Raw genomic sequence first — 21,762 nt, forward strand, 5'->3', positions numbered from 1 at the left:
CAAAGGAAAGCACTTAATGTGCTTTCCGTCTTGCGCAGGACTGTAGAGCAGGAAACTTCATATGCGGCCCTCCCGGGCGCAAGCAAAAGGGCGACCCCTGTCCGGAGTCGCCCTTGTTGAGCTGCTTATGTTTAGCTGTTACTCGGCGTCGTGGTGACGGCGGGGCTTGCGGCCTCCGTTGTCGCCGGGACGGCGCGGACGGTCGCTGCGCTCGGAGCGCTCGCGACGCGGACGCTCACGGCGCTGGAAGTGCTCGCCGTCGCCCTCGGAGGCACCCTCGGCGCGAGCCGGGGCCTCGGGCTTGTCAAGGCGATCGAGCGAGATCTTACCGCGATCGTCGACCTCGATGACGACGACCTTGACCTCGTCGCCCACGTTGAGGACGTCCTCGACCTTCTCCACGCGGCCCTTGGCAACGCGGGAGATGTGCAGCAGGCCGTCCTTGCCGGGCAGCAGATTCACGAACGCGCCGAAGGGCTGGATGGAAACCACGCGACCGGTGTACTCCTCGCCCGGCTCGGGAACCTTGATGATGAGCTTGATGCGCTCGACAGCCTGGTCGACGGACTCGCCGGTGCCGCCGACAAAGACGGTGCCGTCCTCCTGGATGTCGACCGAGGCGCCGGTCTCGTCCTGGATGCCGCGAATGACCTTGCCGCCGGAACCGATGACGTCGCGAATCTTGTCGGTCGGAACCTGGATGGAAACGATGCGCGGAGCGGTGCTGCGCGTAGTGTGGCGCGGCTCGGGGATCACATCGAGCATCTTCTGCAGGATGAAGGCGCGACCCTCCTTGGCCTGCTGCAGGGCGCGGGCCAGGATGTCGAAGGTAAGGCCGGTGGCCTTGTTGTCCATCTGCAGGGCGGTGATGCCCTCGGTGGTGCCGGTGACCTTAAAGTCCATGTCGCCCAGGAAGTCCTCGAGACCCTGGATGTCGGACAGGACCACGGTCTTGCCCTCCTCCTGGATCAGGCCCATGGCGATACCGGAGACCGGGCGCTTAATGGGCACGCCGCCGTCCATAAGGGCGAGCGTGGAGCCGCAGGTCGAAGCCATCGAAGAGGAACCGTTGGACTCCATGACCTCGGAGACGACGCGGATGGCATAAGGGAACTCGTTCTCGTCGGGGAGCACCGGAAGCAGGGCGCGCTCGGCCAGGTTGCCATGGCCGATCTCGCGGCGCTTGGGGCTGCCCATGCGGCCGGTCTCGCCGGTGCAGAACGGCGGGAAGTTGTAGTGGTGCATGTAGCGCTTGCCCTCGGTGGGCTCAATAGTATCCAGACGCTGGCCCTCGTTGAGCATACCGAGTGACAGGACGGAGAGCACCTGGGTCTGGCCGCGCTGGAACAGGCCGGAGCCGTGAACGAGAGGCAGGTAGTTATCCTTCACCATGATGGGGCGAATCTCGTCGGCGGCACGGCCGTCGACGCGCTCGCCGGTCTCGACGACCATGGTGCGCATGGCCTTCTTCTCAAGCTTCTTGAGCGCCACGGGGATCTCGCGCTCCCAAGCGGCCTGCTCCTCCTCGGTGAACTCGGCGCGGATGGACTCCTTCAGAGCCTCGACCTTACCGATACGGGAAAGCTTGTCGGCATCGCGAAGGGCGGCTGCCATCTCGTCGTAGTGGGCGAAGATGCGCTCCTGGACCTCCTCGACGGGCTGATCGAGCGGGTACTCCTTCTTGACGATGGCACCGTTGACCTGCTCCCACTCGGCAACGAACTCGTCCTGAGCCTGGCAGAAGGCAGCAAGGGCCTCCTGGCCAAACTTCATGGCGGCGAGCATGTCGTCCTCGGAGATCTCCTCGGCGCCGGCCTCGACCATCGAGATGAAGTCGGCAGAGCCGCCCAGCTCCAGGTCCAGATCGGAGTTCTCGCGCTCCTCGTAGGTGGGGTTGACGATAAACTCGCCGGTCTCCACGTTGCGGCCGATGCGCACGCAGGCAAGCGGACCCTCGAAGGGCACGCCGCCGAGCGTCATGGCCAGGGAAGCACCCATGACGTTGATGACATCGAAGGGATTGACCTGGTCGGCGACGAGCGAGGTAGCGACGATGTGCACCTCGTTGCGGAAGCCGTCCGGGAAGCTCGGGCGAATCGGACGGTCGATCATGCGCGCGGTGAGCGTGGCCTTCTCGCTGGGACGGCCCTCACGCTTGAGGTAGCCACCCGGGATGCGGCCGGCGGCGTACATCTTCTCGTTGAAGTCGACGGTCAGCGGGAAGAAGTCGTAGTTCTTACGCTCCTTGGAGACGACCACGGTGTCGAGCATCGTGGTGTCGCCCTGCTTGACCAGGCAGGCGCCGGTGGCCTGCTTGGCAAGCTCGCCCGACTCAAAGGTGTAGGTCTTGCCGTACAGCTCAAAGGTCTTGGATACGAGTGTCATTGTTCTCCTTAACCCCGCAGACCCCTTGTCTGCGGGCTTCTCATGTGACGCGGGCCCCCTGCCCCCGCCACGCTTCAGAGCGTGATTGTTCGCGCCCTTACACAAAAAGAGCGCCCCGCTGCGCAGGACGCTCTTAGCATGTACAAATCCTACTGGATGTTGTCGCGGATGCCCAGAGCCTTGATGAGCTCACGGTACTCGACGATGTCGTTCTTCTTGATGTAGGAGAGAAGACGACGACGACGGCCGACGAGCATGAGCAGGCCACGACGGGTGTGGAAGTCCTTCTGGTGGGACTTCATGTGCTCGGTCAGCTCCTTGATGCGCTCGGACAGGATGGCGACCTGAACCTTGGGGTTGCCGGTGTCGACCGGGGTGTTACCGAACTGGGCAGTCAGCTCCGCCTTGCGCTCTTTGGAAACAGTCATTGTTTCACCTTTCGTTTTGCGTCGCCCACGGGCGACTCGATTCGCCTCGGACTGGGAAGCCGCCGGTGGAGCGAACAACCAAGGTCGAGGTACCAACAGGTCGGTATGTTACCACAAGCAGCCCGCGCCTGCGCATCATCACCGACCCAACATGAATTCCATCGCGCGGAGGCGCTGATCGGTGTGCGTCGCAGCCCAAACATGCGAAAGCCCGAGCAGGAATGCCGCCGTATGCGGGTCGATTCGCTCGGCCATGAGCGCATCGAAGGTCATGGACATGAGGGCGCGCAGCCATGCGGTCTCACCGGTCGACACCAGTTCGGCACCTGGAACGCTCGACGCGCACGACCCGCACATGAGACCGCCCGCCTGGGCTGAAAAATACGACAGCATGGGGTCTCCGCACAGCACGCAGGCCGAAAAATCGGGTCGATAGCCAACGTGCGACAGCAGCTTAAAGACATATGCCGCCACAAGTAGATCCATGTGCGCTGTGTCGAGCCCGCTGCCCGCCAGGGCAAGCGCTCGCTGCGTGATGGCAAAGGTGAACGGGTCCTCAGCGTCCTCGAACGAGCATACGCGCGCGACCTCGGCGATCGCGCTTGCGGCGCAGGTCGTCTCGTAATCGGGCGTAGCGCTGAGCGGCGCCTCCATAAGCTCGGCCTGGGAAACCACGTCGAGCGACCGTCCATGCGCGAGCAGCATATCGACGGTACAGAACAGCTCGCAGCGCGCAGCCAGGCGCCCACCGGGTTTGCGGGCGCCCTTTGCCACGGCACGAACCTGCCGACCCCGCTCGTCAAGCATCGTCAGGATCAGGTCCGTCTCTTTAAGCTTCGTCTTGTCGAGGACGAGCACCTTGGTGCGATATGTCCGGGAGCCTGCCATGCGCGCCGCGCGTCCTTAGTCCTCGGCGTTGTAGCCAAAGCGGCGAATCTGGGCCTCGTCGTCACGCCAGCCGGCCTTGACCTTCACGTCCAGCTCCAAAAAGACCTGCGTGCCAAAAATGCGCTCAAGATCGCGACGGGCGTCGATACCGATATGCTTGATCATCTCGCCGCCCTTGCCGATGATGATGCCCTTCTGGCCCTCTCGTTCGACGTAAATGGTGGCGTGCACGCGCAGCACCTTCTTGGTCTGCTCGAGCGCATCGCAGATCACGCCAACGGAGTGCGGGATCTCATCACGAGTGCGGCGCAAAACCTTTTCGCGCACAAACTCGGCAACGAGCGTCTCATCGGAAGCGTCGGTACCCATGTCCTCGGGGAACCAACGCGGACCTTCGGGCAAAAAGTGCGCAACGGTCTCGATAAAGGCATCGACGTTGAAGTTCTTGACCGATGACGTCACGATCTCGTCGTCATATTCCATGAGCTCGTGGGCAGCCTTAAGCTGCTCCATGACCTGTGCGGGGTCGGCCTCATCGGCCTTGGTGAGCACCAGGACCTTCTTGGAACGAGCGCATCTGACGCGCTCGGCAACCCAGGCGTCTCCCCTGCCGATCGGCTTGGTGGCATCAATCAAAAACGCGACGACGTCGACATCGTTCAACTCGAACAGTGCGCTCTTGTTGAGCTCGGACCCCAGGCCGTCCTTGGGCTTATGAATACCCGGGGTATCGACAAAGACCAGCTGGTAGCCGGGACGGTTGACGACGGCGCGCATGCGACGGCGGGTCGTCTGTGCCACCGGCGAGGTGATGGCGACCTTTTTGCCATAGCAGGCGTTGAGCAGCGTGGACTTGCCGGCGTTGGGACGACCGACCAGGGCCACAAAACCGCTGCGGAAACCGGGCTCCACGTCGCCAAAGCCCATAGGACCGTCGTCCTCGTCGCACAGGGAGTCGAGTTCCTCGTCGCTCATGCCCTCAAACGGGTCGAACTCCTCGGCCTCGTCAAACGAATCGGCACCTTCAGCCTCGTCCAGGACCTCGTCATCCAAAATCTCATCGGTAGGCTGCATATTGTCGGACATGGGAATCCCTTTCTAAATAAAGCCGAGCGCGTGGGCAAAGACAAGCAAGCCCACAATCGCGGCGGTGATGGAAAGAACGTATACAGAGGCGGCGGCGATGTCCTTCGCACGCTTGGCCAGCGGATGGAGCTCCTGGGTCGCTAGGTCGACGATAGCCTCCATAGCGGTGTTGCACAGCTCGCCGTGAATCACCAGGCCACAACAGATGATAATCGTGGCCCACTCGGCAATGTCGAGCCCCACGATACAGCCGGCGATGACGGTACACACGCCCGCCACGAGCATGACCTTAATGTTGCGCTCGGTCTTGACGGCGGTAACGAAGCCCTCCATGGCGTAGGAAAACGACTTTAAGAAGGACGGATGGTCCTTGTTCGATCCGGGAATCATAGACGGCTCCTAGTCGTGGGCGTGGTTGGTGATGGGGCCGACGTGGACTAGCTTGGGGTCCTCGCCGCGCTCGAGTGCCAGATCGCGCAGGATGGCGTCCTCGCGGGCCTCCATAACCTCGGCCTCGTCGTCCTCGATGTGGTCATAGCCCAGCAGGTGCAGCATGCCGTGTACGAGCATCAGGCGGCACTCGTCAGCGGGGCTATTGCCAAAACCGGGGGCCTGACGGGCAATAACCTGCGGGGCCAAGATAATATCGCCGAGCTCGAGCGTCTCATCGGCGGGAATGTCATCGTCGAAGGCCGAATCGCACTCAAACGAAAGCACATCGGTGGTGCGGTCGATACCGCGCCACTCGTGGTTGAGCTCGTGCATCTCGTCCTCGTCGACATACGAAAGGGAAATCTCGACTCCACGTTCAACGCCCTCGGCGGCAAGCACAACCTCGCAGATGTGCTCCACCTCCTGCGCGTCGAGCAGCGTATCGAGCTCGGCATCGTTGCTGATCAATACACTCAACGGGACTCCTTTCGGTCGCGCGGGCGCTGCTCGCGCACGTCATCATAAGCTTCATATGCCTCGACGATACGACCCACCAGGGCATGGCGCACCACGTCGGCACGCTCGAGGTGAGAAAATGCGACATCGTCGACACGGCCCAAAATCTGCTCAACGTCAGCAAGACCGCCACGACGACCCACCAGGTCGCGCTGGCTCAGGTCGCCGGTAATCACGAACTTGGAGTTGAACCCAAGGCGTGTCAGGAACATCTTCATCTGCTCGGGCGTGGTATTTTGCGCCTCGTCGAGCACCACGAAGGCATCACTCAGTGTGCGGCCGCGCATGTAGGCAAGCGGGGCGATCTCGATCACGCCACGCTCCATAAGCTCATCGGTGCGCTCGCGATCCATCATGTCAAAAAGGGCGTCGTAGAGCGGACGCATGTAGGGGTCGATCTTTTCCTCAAGGGTACCGGGCAAAAAGCCCAGATTCTCCCCCGCCTCGACAACCGGACGCGTCAAGATCAGACGGCCCACCTCGTGACGCTTGAGCGCGGCAACGGCGAGCGCCATGGCCAGATAGGTCTTACCGGTACCGGCAGGACCCAGGCCAAACGTGATGGTATGCGAGCGAATGGCATCCACATAGCGCTTTTGGCCGAGCGTTTTGGGGCGAATGGCACGACCGCGATACGAAAGCAGCACGTCATCGCGAAGCGACGTAGCCTCGTGCTCACCGTCGCGCAGAACGGCCAGACAGCGCGAGACATCGTCGGCAGACAGCGTGCGCCCGGCAGCCGCCTCGCGAAAAGCATGTTCGAAAAAACGCGCCACGAGTTCGACCTCATCCGGGTCACCGCTCACGGCGATGCTATCGCCACGGGCGACCACATGGGCGCGAACCAAGCTCTCGAGCGCACGAAGGACGCCGTCGCCGGCGCCCAAAACGCACGAGGGATCAATTCCCTCGGGAACGGTAAGTCTAATCTTCGAGGCTTCCATGAACCTCCCTGCGCGCATGGACCAAGCCGGAATCATCGACTCCGATGATAGCAACATCGAGCAGGCACGGGGCTGTAAGTCCACAGGTATCGTCAAGACGGGCATGATGGAACGAACCGAGCGTCAGGTTGTCGCCGTACTCGAGGACGGCACGCTCGACGGTGCCCACGCGACGACGAGCGTCGGCAATGGCGAGTTCCTGCGCCGCGGCTCGCATACGACGGCTGCGCTCGGCCATAACCTCGGGCGGCACCTGGTCGGGCATATCGGCAGCAAGGGTACCGGGACGCTTGCTATAGCGGAACACGTGCATACGCGAGAAACCCACACGACGGCACAGCGCCAGCGACTCCTCGAACTCCTCGTCCGTCTCACCAGGAAAACCGACGATGACATCGCACGAAAGAGACGCCTGGGGCAAGTTGGCGCGAATCATACGCACCGTGTCCTCAAAGGCCTCGGCGCTATAGGGACGGCCCATGCGATGCAGGGTCGCCGTGCAGCCGGACTGCACGGGCAGGTGCAAAAACGGGGCGATACGCTGCGGGTAGCGCGCCATAACCTTAAGCAGGCGCTCGGAGATATCCATGGGCTCGACCGAGGAAATGCGCACATGCGGAATAGACGTGCGCTCCATGATGGCCTCGAGCAGCTCATCGATTTCGACATGCTCGTCGGTCGCGCTCTTGCCATCGTAGGCACCCAGGTTCACACCGGTCAGCACCACCTCGGGTACGCCGGCCTCCTGGGCCTCGCGAACTTGCTCGAGCACGGACTCGACGGGCACGGAACGCTCGGGGCCGCGCGCCTTCCACACAATGCAATAGGTGCAGCGATGGTTGCAGCCGTCCTGTATCTTCACGCCCAGGCGAGAGCGACCGAGCGCATCGACCACCTCGCCATCGCTGCAGGCGGGAACGCTATCGGACTCAACGCCCAGCACCTCGCAGACACGTTCGGCGACATCGATCTTGGACGGCTCGGCGATCACGCGATCCGAAAGCTCCAGCAGCTCCTCGGGATGCAAATTAACCACGCATCCGGTCACGATCACATAGGGCTCGTTTGGATGGGCCAGCGCATGACGAACGGCCTTACGGGTCTTGGCCTCAGCCTCGCCCGTAACGGCACAGGTGTTAATGACGATCAGATCGGCATCCTGGGGCTCCACAATAGCAAAGCCCAGGCGCATAAGATCGGCAGTGATACGGTCAGACTCAACCCGGTTGACACGGCAGCCGAGGTTGACGACGGAAATATGGGGTGCGAGCACGCGGGCTCCTTAATCGAGGATATCGTCGAGGGCACTCTTGATACGGTCGGTCACCGACTTCTTACCGGAAGCGACGTCATCGCCCATCTCATCGGCAAAAGCACGGAGCAGCTCGCGCTGCTTATTGGAAAGATTGGTGGGAACGACCACGCGCAGTTGCACGATCAGGCGGCCACGCGAACCGCCACCGCCAATGCGCGGCATGCCGTAATTATTGACGCTCACGGTATCACCGTACTGGGCGCCGGCGGGAACCGTCACCTTAACGACCTCGTCGGGCATAATGCCCTCGACCTCGATCTCGCAGCCGAGCGCAGCCTGCGCAATCGAGATATCGCTCACCAGGTACAGGTCGTCACCGTTGCGCTTAAAGCGCTCATGGTCGGCAACGCGCACGTTGACAATCAGGTCGCCCGAAGGCTCGCCGCGAAGGCCGGCCTCGCCAAAGCCGCTCACACGCAGCTGGCGACCGGTCGAAACGCCGGCGGGAATATCGATGTCGATCTTTTCATGCGAAGGCGTGCGGCCCTGACCGTCGCAGGTCTCGCAGGGATGGTCGATGACCGTGCCCTCGCCATGGCAGTCGGGGCAAGGCGAGGAAGACTGAACCTGGCCCAGGAACGAACGCTGAACCGTCGTGACGTAGCCCGTACCGTGGCAGCGGCCGCACTGCTTTTCCTGTGCGCCCTCTGCCCTACCGGTGCCGTTGCAGTCCTCGCAAGGAGCAAGGCGGTCATAGCTGATCGTCTTTTTGCAGCCGAGCGCCGCCTCCTCGAGCGTCACCGAAAGCGAGATGGCCATGTCACGTCCGCGACGACGCTCACGACGGCTGCGGGCGCCACCGCCGGCACCGCCGCCAAAGAACGACGAGAACAAGTCGTCCATGCCCATGCCACCAAAGATATCGTTGATATCGACGTAGCCCGAACCACCAGGGCCGTCGGCAGTGCCGTAACGGTCGTAGTTAGCACGCTTCTGCTCATCGGAAAGAACGGAATAGGCCTCGTTGAGCTCCTTAAACTTGGCCTCGGCCTCGGGGTCGTCCGAAACATCCGGATGTACGGTACGGGCCTTCTTTAGAAACGCACGCTTGATCGTCCGCGCGTCGGCATCCCTGTCGACGCCAAGCACCTCGTAGTAATCCCTATTTTCCGACACGACCGAATCCTTCCGACTTTCAATATTGTCACAGTGCGTCCTATACCCAAGCTGGGCCGACCGCAAACAGAGGGTTTGATGTTATTGCATTTGGTACGGCGAAAGCATGGCCCGTTGCGAGCAGCTCGCGAACCAAACCGACACGAGCGCGAACATAAAGCCGTTGGCAAAACCGTTGGCAAACTGCATCGCACCGCGCTTCCACCACAGCAGACTGCGATGAAGCACACCGTCCGAAAGCACCATGAACAGGCCCATGGTAAACGGAATAAAGCACATCACGGCAAAGGCAGAGAACACGCCCGAGATGGCCGAGAGTACCAAAAACGGCGCCACGATGCCCATCAGGTAAAAACCGGTACGAGCTTTGCCTTCCAAGCGCTCGGCCTCAACATGGGCGCGGCCGACCAGGTCGCCGCCCGCGGCACCGTTGGTGCCAGCATGACCCATGCCGCTGATGCGGACCTCGTCGCCATCGTGAGTGCCGGCAGGAAACTCAATCGTCTGCTCGGAGGTTACGCGAGTACGACCGCTGCCACCGCAATCGGGGCAGGGGTCGGCCACGACCTTACCGGAACCGCCGCACTCGGGGCAGACCGACTGGAACGTGCCCGCACCAAACAGGAAGGACAGGTCGACATCGATGTGGCCGCGGCCGCCACAGCTCGGGCAGGTATGGGCATGCTCAGACGAAACGGAGCCCGAGCCGCCGCAGTTGCTACAGGTATCGAAGCGCGTGTAGCGGACGGTCTTGCGGGCACCGCCCTTGGCCTCCTTCGCGTCGAGTTTGATATCGACGACCACGTTGGCGCCGTTCTCGGGATTGTAGGCAGCCTGCCCGCGACGCTGCTGGCCCCAGGCGCCGCCAAAAGGAAAGCCGCCCTCAAAAGGATTGCCATAGCCTGCGCTGCCGGCGTAGCCGCCACCATAGGGCGAAGCCGTAGGAGCACCGGCGAAGGGATTGCCAGAACGCATGGCGTCGTAGCGCGCACGTTTTTGCTCATCCGAAAGCACGGCGTAGGCCTCGGAAACCTCTTTAAACTTTTCCTCGGCATCCGGCTCTTTGTTGACGTCCGGATGGAGCTTGCGGGCCTTTTGTTGGAAGGCCTTTTGAATATCACGCGAGGTGGCATCCTTGGAGACACCCAGAATCTCGTAGTAATCTTTTTCGTTCATCGTCGCCATGCGCGGCAACCTCCTGCTCACAGCAGCGTATATATTCCGGTAATTCTACCCGAGCGGCCTAAGCTAGATCCCAAAACAGCTCGAACAGAACATTTCCATCGAGCCAGCCCAGGTGGGTCGGCGCCAGACGAGCTCGAACATGGCCCGCGACGACATCTGCCGAAGTAAAGGGTCCCTCATGGACCCCGAGCGTCTCAGGCACCCAAGTGGCAAGACCCAATTCGAGCGCGCGATCGCAAGCGGCTGTCAGCCCATCGGCCGGGATGACACGAGCCGCGCGAACCAACAGGTCGGACGCGACACCGCGCGTCATGCGACAGGCGAGCATCAGGTCTTCGGCCGCAGCCTGGCGCTGCGACAGATGTTCGGCCTCAAACGCCGTCGCGTCATCGTCACGTTGCACCAGACGCACGCGGTACGCATCGCCTCGAGAAGAAACACCGGGGAACAAACCTGCAAGACGGTCGAAATCCGCGGCGTCGAGCATGCCCGCGGCAGAACGCCCCAGGCCCAGGTAGCCCCGTCCGGTCCAGTAGGCAATGTTATGGGCGCACTCATGGCCGTCGAGCGCGTAGCTCGCCACCTCATACGGGTGATAGCCGGCGGCACCCAGGAGCTCGCGTGCCACGTCCATGCATGCGGCCTGAAAATCCTCATCAGGCTCGAGCGACTCGTCACGGCACGCCATGCGATAAAGGGGCGTCCCCTCCTCGAGCGTGAGCGGGTAGACCGACACATGATGCGGAGCCGCCGCCAGCACGCCATCGAGCGTACGCTTCCAACTCGCTGCGGTCTGCCCGGGAAGTCCGCACATAAGGTCGCACGACACGTCGAGCCCAGCGTTCTTGACCGTCGCGATGGCGGAGAGCGCCCGATCGGCATCGTGAATGCGGCCGATGGCGGTAAGTTCGGCGTTATCGAGCGTTTGCACGCCCAGAGAGACGCGTGTGACACCAACCTTGGCAAGCGCAGCGGCAAGCTCGGCGGTCAGCGATTCGGGATTGGCCTCGCAGGTAAACTCAACGGGGGCGCACCACGCACGAATACGCCGCGCCAGCTCCACCAGGCGCTCCCCCGCCAGCGACGGCGTACCGCCGCCAACATAGACGGTGCGAATCTGGTCGAGGGCCCCAGCCTTGCCAAAAGCATCGAGGCGCGCGTACAACTGCTCAAAATAGGAATCGAGCACGGCATCCAAATCACACGAAGCAAAGCTGCGCGAGTCGAAGTCGCAGTAGCGGCACTTTTGGGCACAGAACGGCACGTGCACGTACAGCGCGGTAACGGCCACCCTTAAGCCTCCAGCGGATGAGGGGGCACCGATTCGCCGGCGGCAAGGGCAGCCTCGCAGGCCACCACATCATGCTCGATCTCATCGACCAGCGCCATAAACTCCTCATACGTGGAGCAGCGCACCACATGGGCACGCCAAGCGGCGGCATGGGGCATGCCTTTTAAGTACCAACTTGCATACGTGCGGGCACGCGACATGAGCGGCAGGAGCTCATGCGTCAGCGTTAGGTGCTCACGCAGGGCGTCCAGGCGCTCGACCGAGCTGCGCGGCGGCACCGGTATGCCATCGAGCGCAAGAGCGCGAGCATCACCAAAGACCCAGGGATTACCGTAGATACCGCGCGCGATAAACACCGCGCTGGCACCCGAGTTGCGCAGATGCTCCGCGGCATCCTCGGCCGAGAACACATCGCCCGAACCGATCACGGGAATCTCAACGGCGTCGGCAACCTCATCGACGACCGACCAATCGGCCTGGCCCGTATAGAGCTGCGTGGCGCAACGACCATGCACGGCGACTGCGGCAGCCCCTGCGCCCTCAAGCATCTGGGCAAATGTCGCGGCATTGCGGTCCTCGGCATAAAAGCCTTTGCGAATCTTGACGGTCACGGGCACGTGCGCCGCGCCCACCGTGGCCTCGACGATCTTCTCCGCCAGGTAGGGCGTGCGCATGAGCGCCGAGCCCTCGCCCTTGGTAACAACCTTGCGGGCGGGGCATGCCATATTGATATCGATGAGCGACAGGCGATCGCCAACGCGCTCCTCGACGGCAGCGACGGCGCTCGCAAACTGATCGGGCTTGGAGCCAAAGAGTTGCACGCAAATCTGCTGCTCCTCGTCGGCCGGTAGCACCAGGCGCCAGGTCTTGTTGCTGGCATAGGCAAGGCCCGCCACGCTCACCATCTCGCTGTAGGCAAGGTTGGCACCGCGGCGGCGACACATGATGCGATAGGCGGGGTCGGTTACGCCCGCCATGGGAGCCATAAGGAACGGCTGCTCGGCATAAGCACCCAGCAGCCGCTTGCTGTATTCAGAAAGCGCCATGGACCTACTCGTCCACCTTGAGAATCGCCATAAAGGCCTCCTGCGGAACCTCGACCGAGCCGATGGCCTTCATGCGCTTCTTGCCCTCTTTCTGCTTCTCGAGCAGCTTGCGCTTTCGCGAGATATCGCCGCCGTAACACTTGGCCAACACGTCCTTACGGCGCGCCTTAACGGTGGAGCGGGCGATGATCTTGTTGCCGATGGCGCCCTGGATAGGTACCTCGAACAGCTGCCGCGGGATAATCTCCTTGAGCTTGTCGCACAGGCCGCGGGCCAGGCCATAAGCCTTATCCTTGTGCACGATAAACGACAGTGCGTCCACCTCGTCGCCCGAAAGCAGGATATCGAGCTTGACGAGCTCGGAGGGACGATATTCGTTGAACTCGTAGTCGAGCGAGGCATAACCCTTGGTGCGGCTCTTGAGCTGATCGAAAAAGTCCAAGATGAGCTCGGCGAGCGGCATATCAAAACGCATCTCGACCGATTTGCTCGTCAGGTGGATCATATCGGTCGTGACGCCACGGTGCTCGATAGCGAGCTGCATGACGGCACCCGTATACTCGGGCGGGCAGATGATCTTTGCCTTGAGGTAGGGCTCTTCGATGCGCTCGATGCGCGTGGCCTCGGGCAGATCCTGCGGGCTGCGGACATCGAGCATCTCGCCGTCAGTCTTGTACACGTGGTAGTCGACCGAGGGGCTCGTGGCGATCAGGTCCAGATTGAACTCGCGCTCCAGGCGCTCCTTGACGACCTCCATGTGCAGCAGGCCCAGGAAGCCCACGCGGAAACCAAAGCCCAGCGCCACCGACGTCTCAGGCTCCCACACCAACGACGGATCGTTGACGTGCAACTTATCGAGCGCGTCGCGCAGGTTCTCGTAGTCCTTGTTGTCGATGGGGAACAGGCCCGTGTAGACCATGGGCTTGGCCTCACGGTAGCCCGGTAGCGGCTCGGGGCAGGGGTTCGAAGCCCACGTAAGGGTATCGCCCACGCGCACAGCCTCGGGGTCCTTCAGACCCGTGACCACATAACCGACCTCGCCGACGGTCAGAGCATCGACCGGCGTCTCGGCAGGGCGCTTGACGCCCACGCCGTCGACCAAGAAGTCGCCCTTGGCCTGCATCATGCGCAGGGTATCGCCCTTTTTGATGGAACCGTCAAAGACACGCACCGTGGCGACGACGCCGCGGTACTCATCGAAGTACGAATCCAGAATCAGTGCCTTGAGAGGGCCATTTGCATCGCCCTTGGGAGGCGAGATCAAAAAGACGATGGACTCCAGCAGATCGTGAATGCCCTCGCCGGTCTTGCCCGACACGCACACGGCATCGTCGGCGGGAATGGCCAGATCGTCTTCGATCTCGGTCTTAACCTCGTCGGGGTGCGCCGAGGGAAGGTCGATCTTATTGATGGCCGGAACAATGTCCAAGTTGGCGTTCATGGCAAGCGTCGCGTTGGAAACGGTCTGCGCCTCGACGCCCTGAGTGGCGTCCACGACGAGCACCGCACCCTCGCAAGCGGCCAGCGAACGCGAGACCTCGTAGGTAAAGTCCACGTGGCCCGGCGTATCGATCAAGTTGAACTGATACGTCTCGCCGTCGTCGGCGTCATAGGACACGCGGACGGCATTGGACTTGATCGTGATGCCGCGCTCGCGCTCGATGTCCATCGTGTCAAGCAGCTGAGACTCCATGTCGCGCTCATCGACGGTATGGGTGAGCTCGAGGATGCGGTCACTGATCGTGGACTTGCCATGGTCGATATGCGCAACGATCGAGAAGTTACGGATGTGGGAAATGTCAATTGAAGTATTCATGCGGACTATCTTACCCGAGCGGTACAAAAAATGGAGCCTGTTCCATAAAACAGGCTCCATTTATGCGCGTAATCTGTGTGGTGTGAAATTTACAACTTAGGCGTTGATGCTGTTCACGAGCTTGGCAAGACCGGACTTGCGGTTGGAAGCCTGGTTCTTGTGGATAACATGCTTGGCGGCAGCCATGTCGAGACGCTTGGTGACGGTCTTGAGGGCAGCCTGGGCCTTCTCGGCGTCGCCCTCGGCGACGGCGGACTGGACGTGCTTGGTCAGCGTCTTGAGCTCGGACTTGACAGCCTTGTTACGCATGCGAGCTGCCTCATTGGTGCGGATACGCTTCTTCTGAGACTTGATGTTTGCCACTTCTGGAGTTCCTTTCGAGTTCCTTGCAAAAAATGTATGACACCTCTGAGACACGGTGAGGTCATGCAAGCGCCTACTATAGCACGCTCCCCCTCAAAGGGATAGAACGAATTTGTCAAATAGGCAGGTATCATCACGATTTTCTCAAGATGTTCGTAATCCAGAGCAAAAGCGCGGTCTCCGAATCGGCCGAGCCCTTGAGCGCGAGCTCCACATCGACGGCGCCCTCGAGCGCGGCAACGAGCTCGGTCATCGAAAAACGGCGCGCCCAGGTAAGGTGATTCTTGACCTGCCAGGCCTGAAGCTTGAGCGTCGCGGCGAGCTCACGCCCCTGCCCACGCCCATCGAGCGCCTTGGCGACGATTAGCTCACGGATGCGACCGCATAGCAGCGTGTAGGTCCATACGTAGCTCTTGGAGGGCAGAAGCTTAAAGAGTTCGAGCGAACGCCGCATATCGCGAGCCGAGACGGCGTTGAGGAAGTCCCAGGGCTGAACCTCGGCCGTACGCACGATCCAACGCTCAACGTCGGCAAGCTCAATCTGGGGCGCCTCGACCATCTGGGCGAGCTTTGCCAGGTCGTTATCGAGCATGCGCGTGTTTTCGCCCGAACGCGAGACGAGCTCCTCGGCAGCAGCCGTCGAGATGGACTTACCGTGCTGCGTCGCCATCTGCTGAACGCGGCGCGGCAGTTCCCAGCGCTTGGTACCCGAGCAATCGACGATAGCCTTCCTGTCGATCTTGGCGATTGCCTTATACAGGCGCGTATTCTTGGCAAGTGAGTCGGCGATAATGAGACAGACCGTCGTGGGGCTGGGACTTGCGAGGTACTCGACAAGCGGTTCCGAGACCGCCTTGGCAAGCTTGGAGCAACCGTCGAGGATCACCAGGCGAAACTCGCTACCCATGGGAAAGGTATTGAGCGAGCCGATGATCGACTCGATATCGGGATCTTTCGTCATGTCGCGTTCATCGAGGTTGAACTCAACCATACCCGACTTTTCCAAGCGAGCTTTCATACGCGAGACGGCGTGGTCGCGCTTGACCCCATCGGTACCGACAATCAGATATGCCGGCAGCAGACCGGTTTCGGACATTGCGCTCCCCTCTCGCACACTCTCGAATTCATACCGTGCCATTTTAGCCCAGGGGTCCACCGCGCGCCAACGATGTCGTCACGGCCGCTGGCATCGCATCGCAAAGCCCTTCGCAGTCGGCGCGACGGTAATGTCGCCGTGTTCGATGGTGCATGCGAACGCACCACCCGCTTCCTTAACGGCATCGATGCAGGCATCCGACGGATGGCCGTAACGATTCCCCTCGCCGGCGCTCGCGATAGAGAGCTCGGGCTTAAGCGTGCCCAGCAGGTCTGTGTCGACGGAAACTTTTGAGCCGTGATGCCCTAGCTTGAGCACATCGATATCACCCACCTCCCGTACAAACTCGCGCTCTTGATCGAGCTCGGCATCACCAGTGAGGAGCACGCGCAGGCTCTTGCCTTCCTGGGCATAGGAGAGCAGCAAGACAAGCGAGTCCTCATTGCCCTCGCCATCCACCGTGTCAAACGGCCACATCACACGTGTCCGAAACGCGCCGATATCGACCGTGTCTCCGCAAGCCACCTGCCGATACGTTACGCCCGGACGATTTAGAACCTCAGCAGGCGCACCGTCAAGCGCATCGGCCGCGACCACAATGGTTCCAACCGAAAACTGATCGAGCACATCGGGAAGACCACCCCAATGGTCTTCGTCCCAATGTGTCACGAAGACGGCGTCGATATGGTGGACGTTATTGCGAACCAACGCCGACACCACGCGCTCATCGAGCCCACAGTCCACGAGCGCCACGGTCCCACCCAGACGAACCAGAATCGCATCGGCCTGCCCCACATCGAGCACCGTCACCGAAGGCGGCGCGAATCGATCCCAATAGACGTACGGAACAACCGCAGCAAGCATCAAACATAGCAACCCCACCGCCATGGGTCGCGCGCGAGGACGTGGCCACCAGACCAGGAGAACCGCCAGCAAACACGGCACCAGGTAAATCCACATGCTATCGGGTGGCACGCTCACGGATGCACCCGGCACGGCGGCAAAGAACTGCTCAAAGAACAGCGCGCAACGGGCGGCAATCATGGGCACAACGAGTGCCCAAGCTTGCAACGGCTCCACGAGCGAAAAGGGAACCAGCACGATCGACACAGCAAGCAGGAGACTCACCACCGGACCGATGACCGCATTCGCCAGCGGAGCAATGAGCGAGAACGTACCAAAGGCAGGAATGGTGATGGGAAGTGTCGCCAGTTGCGAGCAAAGCGTGACCGAAAGCATGCTGGCAACGCCCGATGGCACACCCAGCTCACCCAAAGCGTAGGTCACATAGGGGCAAAAGCACAGAATGGCTAAGACGCTGGCACATGAAAGCTGAAAGCCCATCTCGAACAGCACCGTCGGCCGCAGTAGCACAAAGATGGACATGGTTACGAAGAGTGCCGAATGGCCGTGCCGGCGACGCCCCGCGCCGTTTACGACAAGCGTCGCAAACACCATGCAACACGCGCGCACTGCCGAGGGAGACGCGCCCGTAAAGGCAGCGTAACCCACAAGCGTTATCGCCAATATCGCCCGTTGAAGACCGCGTGAACACCGAGTCTTTTGTAAAACGCCCTCGCTTACAAACCCCACGATAGCCAAATGGCTGCCAGAGACGGCGACAAGATGCGCCGTTCCCGTCACCGAAAACCAGTCGCCCGCCGGCTGGGCGCGCAGCTCGGCCGAACGACCGCAGACGACACCGGCTATGAGCGAACGCGCCGGGTCGGTCGCAGGCGCGATGGACGCAAGCAGCCCATTTCGCAATCGAAGCAGCGGCCCCGAAGAGCCCTCATCGACCGACACAATCCGAACGGCTTTAACCTTGCGCACCTCGCCTCGGAGTACGCGCGAGCGCCCATACGCATCGTTCTCAAGGCGCGAAATTCGACCGATAGCACGTACATGCGAACCGACGCCGAGCTCGCGATCACACGACAGCCGCACCTGACCTAAACGCTTTTCGCCCGCATACGCATCGCAGGTATAGGAGTACGCACCGTCATTGATGGACGGGTCACCGCGCACAACAAATTCAAGACTGCTCGCAGCCCGATTATCCAGCGCCCTCGAAGCACGCAGCGCCCCAATCGCCCAACCCGCGGACACAACCGACCCCGCCACGATGCCAAGGGCCGCGGCATACAGCCATCGTCTCCACCGCATAAGGCGCATACAGGACCGAGCCAATACGATGCAAGCCGCAGCAGCAACGGGAATGGCCCAGAGCGATGCGACGGGCGCCGACCGCTCTCCCAGCAGCAAATCGGCTGCCACGTTAAGCACCAAGCCACAGCTCGTACACAGGCCGGCACAAAGGGCCATCGTCCACGGCATCAATGGCCGAGGTGGCATCACATGCTCGCGCTCGGACGCGCTCATACGCAGATACAATCTTTGATTTTGGCGAGCTTCTTCTCACCGATTCCCGATACGCGCATCAGGTCATCGACTGAGGCAAAAGCACCGTTCTTTGTCCGCTCATCGATAATCGACTGAGCCATAGAAGGCCCAATGCCCGAGAGCGTCTGCAGTTCCGCCGCGCTCGCCGTATTGATGTTCACGAGCCCCGACGAAGACCCCGCGCCAGGAGTCGTGGCAGTACTACTTTCGGCCCCGCCGACCGCCGCAGCAGCTTGTTGCTCCCCCACCGTCGGTACATAAATCTTTTGGCCATCTGTGATCTTGGACGCACGGTTAAGCCCTGTCACGTCCGCCTCGGCCGTAAGCCCTCCGGCGGCATCGATCGCTTGGGACACCCGTGCTCCTTCTTTGAGCCGATACACGCCAGGCCTCACAACGGCGCCATCCACATCAACGTACACCTCGGCAGCAGAGGAGCTCTTGCCCGAAGACCCATCGGCATCATCAGGAGACGCATCCCCGGCCCCGCGCGCATCTGAGGCGCTTGCCTCATCACTATGCTCAAACGACACGCCGCTGGAGCGGCTACTAAAACTTGCCATCGCCAAGCCGCTCGCGGCGGCAATGACAACCAAAATCGCCACCACCAACGCTTTATGCCCGAGCAGCTTTTCTGCCCAGCGGTCCATACGTTTAACCCGTTCGTGATGTTCGCGCTGCGCCATAGCAAACACCTCCCAACACCATCGTGTCAGGAAACGAGCGCCGAAGCCTCCGCACGTCCACACTGGTTATCGCGGTCAAACCAAAATCTGACAAAAACCTTGCGCGAACATGTCCATTTATTCAGTCACACGTCGATAAATGAACCGTTTATCGCCAAAAGCCCAGATACAAAAAGACCGACGATGCAAATGCACCGCCGGTCTATACACAACATTACTCGTGATCTTGGTAAATCTCACGCGGAGCAAGCTCCGAATGTTTGCGTTTTAAGGTCTTAGGGGCCTTATACGTGTTGCTGGAGAAGTCGATGTACTCGGTCTGCTTAAGCAGGCGTTCGATCATCTCCTCGTGGTCGAACAGCTCCCAGGCCTCGTGCACGGCATCGAGTTTGGCGTGTGTCTCGGGACGACGCGGCATAAACAGCGTGCAGCAGTCGGGCGCCGCCTCGGTGGAAATATCGAACGTGCCGATTTCCTGAGCGCGCGCAATAATCTCCTGCTTGTCGGACCCGATGAGCGGACGGAACACGGGAATCTTCACGGCCTCGTTGACGGCCATGATGTTCTCGAGCGTCTGGGAGGCAACCTGACCGAGCGACTCGCCGGTCACGATGGCCTTGGCGCCCTCGATATGCGCAATGCGCTCGGCAACCGAATACATGATGCGGCGATACATGATCACGCGCAGGTTGCTGGGGCAGGTGACGGAAATCTCACGCTGGCAATCGCCAAACGGCACCACGTACAGGCGTCCGATCTGCACACCCGGCTCAAGCGCACGGATGATGTCCTGCACCAAATACTCGCTCGTATCGGGCGTCTGCGGACGACCGGAGAAATGTACCGGCACGCACACCGCGCCGCGCCGCGCGAGCATCCAGGTCGCCACCGGAGAATCGATGCCCGACGACAGAAGCGTCACGACCTTGCCGGCAGAACCCACCGGCAGACCGCCCACGCCGCGCTCGGAGCGCGCGTACACGTAAACGCTACCCTGGACCACCAGTACGTGCACCATCGCATCGGGGTCGTGCATTTGAACCTTTTTATCGGGGAAGGCCTCACACAGTACCTCGCCCACCTGACGATTGATATCAATCGAGGTGAGCTCATAGTCGGTATTGGAGCGCTTGGCGTGCACCTTAAACGAATCGAAGGGACCAAACTCGCGCAACGCCTTGACGGCAGCGGCGCAGTACTCCTGCGGGTCGCGGTTGGTGTGGTACGCCAGGGACACACGGGCAACGCCGGGGACGGTGCGGATGACACGCGCCGCCTCGTCGGCCTGATGCTCGTTAAAGGTCACGAGGATATAACCGGAAATTCGAGACACGGCGTTCACGGAAAAGGCGGCCAAAGCCGCCTTAATGTTATCCATGAGGATATGCTCAAAATGTGCGCGGTTCTTGCCCTTCAGTCCAACCTCGTGATAGTGGACCAGGCAGACGCGAGCTGCCATTTAGGCTTCAGCAACCTTGTGGCCGAGCGCCTTCTCGTAACGGGCCTCGTCGTAGGAGATATCGCCGTCGACGATCTCGTCCATAGCCATCGAGATGGTATCGGCGCCGGAGAGCGCGATGGTGATGTCGTCGACATCCTGAACGGCAAGCACGCGGTTATGCTGGCCGCGCAGCATGCTATTGATGTCGCAGGCACGCTTGGAGGCAAGCGAAGCGAGCAGGAAGCGGTTGTGATCGGTCTTCTCCAGAAGATCGTCAATGCAAGGCTTTACAACGGACACGGACCTCAGATCCTTTCATGCATATCGAGAACGCGAACGAGCTCATCGGTCGCGCGGTCGAGATCGTCATTCACCACGACTTCGTCGTAGCGGTCGGCAAGGGCAAGCTCATGGGCGGCGTTTGCCATACGCAGCTCGATCGTCTCGGGCGTCTCGGTACCGCGACCGACCAGACGCTCGCGGAGCACCTCGAGCGAGGGTGGCTTGATAAAGATCAGCACGGCCTCGGGAAAACGCTCCTTGACCTGCAAGGCACCCTGGACATCGATCTCCAAGATGAGAGACGAACCAGAGGCGAGCTTGGACTGGACCTCGCTCACCAACGTGCCATAGCAGTTACCGTGGACCTCGGCCCACTCAACAAACTCACCGTTTGCCACGCGGCGGTCGAACTCCTCGCGCGTCAGGAAAAAGTAATTGACGCCATCGACCTCGCCTTTACGTGGGGCTCGCGTGGTAGCCGAAACCGTCAGGCCCAGGTTAGAGCGACGCTCGCGCACACGAGTGACGAGCGTGCCCTTGCCTGCGCCTGACGGTCCAGAAATCACAAAGAGCTTTGAATCCTGAGCGCTCACTTATTTGGTCAGCTGCTCGAGGAGCTGCTCGCGCTGACGGACGCCAAGGCCCTGGACGCGACGGGTAGCGGAGATGCCGAGCTCCTCCATGATCTTGGCGGCCTTGGCCTTGCCATAACCGGGGAGAGACTCGATGAGGGTGGAAACCTTCATGCGGGAAGCAATGGGGTCATCGGAGTTGAGCACGGACTCGAGGGACTTCTCGCCCTTCTTGATCTGCTCACGGAGCTCTGCGCGAGCGTGACGCGCGGCGGCAGCCTTCTCAAGAGCCTGCTTGCGCTGCTCATCGGTAAGCTGAGGGAGTGCCATTCGTACCTCCAAATAGTTGGGTTATATCTGATTCAATATTTGGCATTTTAGCACGTAAAACGTACAAAATGCCCAATCGCGGCTCCATAGGTTAGACGATACCCGCAAAAAGTGCAATATATCGCGCTAAAAGATGAGCCC

Annotated in this window: 21 protein-coding genes; all 21 read right to left on the reverse strand. The window is 61.1% G+C overall.

Annotated features, from left to right (window positions below):
* Nucleotides 1-138 precede the first annotated feature (138 nt).
* Entirely contained in the window at nucleotides 139-2,385 is a 2,247-nt protein-coding gene (locus tag I2G43_RS02030) for a polyribonucleotide nucleotidyltransferase (protein ID WP_117639884.1), read from the reverse strand.
* 149 nt (nucleotides 2,386-2,534) lie between these two features.
* Nucleotides 2,535-2,813 (reverse strand): 30S ribosomal protein S15, encoded by a 279-nt coding sequence (gene rpsO, locus I2G43_RS02035; RefSeq protein ID WP_035138510.1) that lies wholly within the window; start codon nucleotides 2,811-2,813, stop codon nucleotides 2,535-2,537.
* A gap of 138 nt (nucleotides 2,814-2,951) precedes the next feature.
* The gene (gene recO / locus I2G43_RS02040) at nucleotides 2,952-3,701 is read right to left on the reverse strand and encodes a DNA repair protein RecO (protein ID WP_161161354.1); all 750 of its coding nucleotides are present in this window, start codon (nucleotides 3,699-3,701) and stop codon (nucleotides 2,952-2,954) included.
* A gap of 15 nt (nucleotides 3,702-3,716) precedes the next feature.
* A complete protein-coding gene (era, locus tag I2G43_RS02045) occupies nucleotides 3,717-4,787 on the reverse strand; it encodes a GTPase Era (RefSeq protein ID WP_195534910.1) in 1,071 nt (356 codons plus the stop codon).
* A 12-nt stretch (nucleotides 4,788-4,799) separates the two neighbouring features.
* Nucleotides 4,800-5,177, reverse strand: a complete 378-nt coding sequence (locus I2G43_RS02050) for a diacylglycerol kinase family protein (RefSeq protein WP_099431794.1) — start codon at nucleotides 5,175-5,177, stop codon at nucleotides 4,800-4,802.
* A gap of 9 nt (nucleotides 5,178-5,186) precedes the next feature.
* Complete coding sequence (gene ybeY / locus I2G43_RS02055; RefSeq protein WP_117770331.1) at nucleotides 5,187-5,696, reverse strand: rRNA maturation RNase YbeY; 510 nt, start codon at nucleotides 5,694-5,696, stop codon at nucleotides 5,187-5,189.
* Nucleotides 5,693-6,679, reverse strand: a complete 987-nt coding sequence (locus tag I2G43_RS02060) for a PhoH family protein (protein WP_195534911.1) — start codon at nucleotides 6,677-6,679, stop codon at nucleotides 5,693-5,695. Before I2G43_RS02060 ends, ybeY begins: the two co-directional genes overlap by 4 nt.
* On the reverse strand, nucleotides 6,660-7,952 hold the full coding sequence (locus I2G43_RS02065) for a MiaB/RimO family radical SAM methylthiotransferase (RefSeq protein WP_195534912.1): 1,293 nt from the start codon (nucleotides 7,950-7,952) through the stop codon (nucleotides 6,660-6,662). Before I2G43_RS02065 ends, I2G43_RS02060 begins: the two co-directional genes overlap by 20 nt.
* A 9-nt stretch (nucleotides 7,953-7,961) precedes the next feature.
* Nucleotides 7,962-9,110, reverse strand: a complete 1,149-nt coding sequence (gene dnaJ, locus I2G43_RS02070; protein WP_099431798.1) for a molecular chaperone DnaJ — start codon at nucleotides 9,108-9,110, stop codon at nucleotides 7,962-7,964.
* Nucleotides 9,111-9,191: 81 nt separating this feature from the next.
* On the reverse strand, nucleotides 9,192-10,295 hold the full coding sequence (locus tag I2G43_RS02075) for a DnaJ domain-containing protein (protein ID WP_195534913.1): 1,104 nt from the start codon (nucleotides 10,293-10,295) through the stop codon (nucleotides 9,192-9,194).
* Nucleotides 10,296-10,353: 58 nt separating this feature from the next.
* Nucleotides 10,354-11,586, reverse strand: a complete 1,233-nt coding sequence (gene hemW, locus I2G43_RS02080; RefSeq protein WP_195534914.1) for a radical SAM family heme chaperone HemW — start codon at nucleotides 11,584-11,586, stop codon at nucleotides 10,354-10,356.
* Nucleotides 11,587-11,588: 2 nt separating this feature from the next.
* Nucleotides 11,589-12,632: a tRNA dihydrouridine synthase DusB gene (dusB, locus tag I2G43_RS02085; RefSeq protein WP_195534915.1), complete on the reverse strand. Its 1,044-nt coding sequence runs from the start codon at nucleotides 12,630-12,632 to the stop codon at nucleotides 11,589-11,591.
* 4 nt (nucleotides 12,633-12,636) lie between these two features.
* Nucleotides 12,637-14,448, reverse strand: a complete 1,812-nt coding sequence (gene lepA / locus I2G43_RS02090) for a translation elongation factor 4 (RefSeq protein WP_195534916.1) — start codon at nucleotides 14,446-14,448, stop codon at nucleotides 12,637-12,639.
* A gap of 96 nt (nucleotides 14,449-14,544) precedes the next feature.
* Nucleotides 14,545-14,811 carry a 30S ribosomal protein S20 gene (gene rpsT, locus I2G43_RS02095; RefSeq protein WP_022094714.1) on the reverse strand — a complete coding sequence of 89 codons (267 nt, stop codon included), beginning with the start codon at nucleotides 14,809-14,811 and terminating at the stop codon, nucleotides 14,545-14,547.
* Between the two features lie 133 nt (nucleotides 14,812-14,944).
* Nucleotides 14,945-15,907 (reverse strand): DNA polymerase III subunit delta, encoded by a 963-nt coding sequence (gene holA, locus I2G43_RS02100; protein WP_195534917.1) that lies wholly within the window; start codon nucleotides 15,905-15,907, stop codon nucleotides 14,945-14,947.
* A 78-nt stretch (nucleotides 15,908-15,985) separates the two neighbouring features.
* The gene (locus I2G43_RS02105; RefSeq protein WP_195534918.1) at nucleotides 15,986-18,184 is read right to left on the reverse strand and encodes a DNA internalization-related competence protein ComEC/Rec2; all 2,199 of its coding nucleotides are present in this window, start codon (nucleotides 18,182-18,184) and stop codon (nucleotides 15,986-15,988) included.
* Nucleotides 18,185-18,285: 101 nt separating this feature from the next.
* Entirely contained in the window at nucleotides 18,286-18,996 is a 711-nt protein-coding gene (locus I2G43_RS02110; RefSeq protein ID WP_195534919.1) for a helix-hairpin-helix domain-containing protein, read from the reverse strand.
* Between the two features lie 214 nt (nucleotides 18,997-19,210).
* Nucleotides 19,211-20,455, reverse strand: coding sequence for a tRNA uracil 4-sulfurtransferase ThiI (gene thiI, locus I2G43_RS02115; protein WP_195534920.1), 1,245 nt, complete (start codon nucleotides 20,453-20,455; stop codon nucleotides 19,211-19,213).
* Entirely contained in the window at nucleotides 20,456-20,737 is a 282-nt protein-coding gene (locus tag I2G43_RS02120) for a DNA-directed RNA polymerase subunit omega (protein WP_055250050.1), read from the reverse strand.
* Nucleotides 20,738-20,742: 5 nt separating this feature from the next.
* Nucleotides 20,743-21,312 (reverse strand): guanylate kinase, encoded by a 570-nt coding sequence (gmk, locus tag I2G43_RS02125; protein ID WP_195534921.1) that lies wholly within the window; start codon nucleotides 21,310-21,312, stop codon nucleotides 20,743-20,745.
* The gene (mihF, locus tag I2G43_RS02130; protein WP_006236130.1) at nucleotides 21,313-21,621 is read right to left on the reverse strand and encodes an integration host factor, actinobacterial type; all 309 of its coding nucleotides are present in this window, start codon (nucleotides 21,619-21,621) and stop codon (nucleotides 21,313-21,315) included.
* Between the last annotated feature and the right edge of the window lie 141 nt (nucleotides 21,622-21,762).

The organism is Collinsella aerofaciens (assembly GCF_015557435.1).
In the GTDB taxonomy this organism is placed as follows: Bacteria; Actinomycetota; Coriobacteriia; order Coriobacteriales; family Coriobacteriaceae; genus Collinsella; species Collinsella aerofaciens_Z.

Bases quoted from the DNA above. Each gene is read 5' to 3' on its own strand.
- I2G43_RS02030 (WP_117639884.1), bottom strand. From the start codon at position 2,385: ATGACACTCGTATCCAAGACCTTTGAGCTGTACGGCAAGACCTACACC.
- rpsO (WP_035138510.1), bottom strand. From the start codon at position 2,813: ATGACTGTTTCCAAAGAGCGCAAGGCGGAGCTGACTGCCCAGTTCGGT.
- recO (WP_161161354.1), bottom strand. From the start codon at position 3,701: ATGGCAGGCTCCCGGACATATCGCACCAAGGTGCTCGTCCTCGACAAG.
- era (WP_195534910.1), bottom strand. From the start codon at position 4,787: ATGTCCGACAATATGCAGCCTACCGATGAGATTTTGGATGACGAGGTC.
- I2G43_RS02050 (WP_099431794.1), bottom strand. From the start codon at position 5,177: ATGATTCCCGGATCGAACAAGGACCATCCGTCCTTCTTAAAGTCGTTT.
- I2G43_RS02060 (WP_195534911.1), bottom strand. From the start codon at position 6,679: ATGGAAGCCTCGAAGATTAGACTTACCGTTCCCGAGGGAATTGATCCC.
- I2G43_RS02075 (WP_195534913.1), bottom strand. From the start codon at position 10,295: ATGGCGACGATGAACGAAAAAGATTACTACGAGATTCTGGGTGTCTCC.
- dusB (WP_195534915.1), bottom strand. From the start codon at position 12,632: ATGGCGCTTTCTGAATACAGCAAGCGGCTGCTGGGTGCTTATGCCGAG.
- lepA (WP_195534916.1), bottom strand. From the start codon at position 14,448: ATGAATACTTCAATTGACATTTCCCACATCCGTAACTTCTCGATCGTT.
- holA (WP_195534917.1), bottom strand. From the start codon at position 15,907: ATGTCCGAAACCGGTCTGCTGCCGGCATATCTGATTGTCGGTACCGAT.
- I2G43_RS02110 (WP_195534919.1), bottom strand. From the start codon at position 18,996: ATGGCGCAGCGCGAACATCACGAACGGGTTAAACGTATGGACCGCTGG.
- thiI (WP_195534920.1), bottom strand. From the start codon at position 20,455: ATGGCAGCTCGCGTCTGCCTGGTCCACTATCACGAGGTTGGACTGAAG.
- mihF (WP_006236130.1), bottom strand. From the start codon at position 21,621: ATGGCACTCCCTCAGCTTACCGATGAGCAGCGCAAGCAGGCTCTTGAG.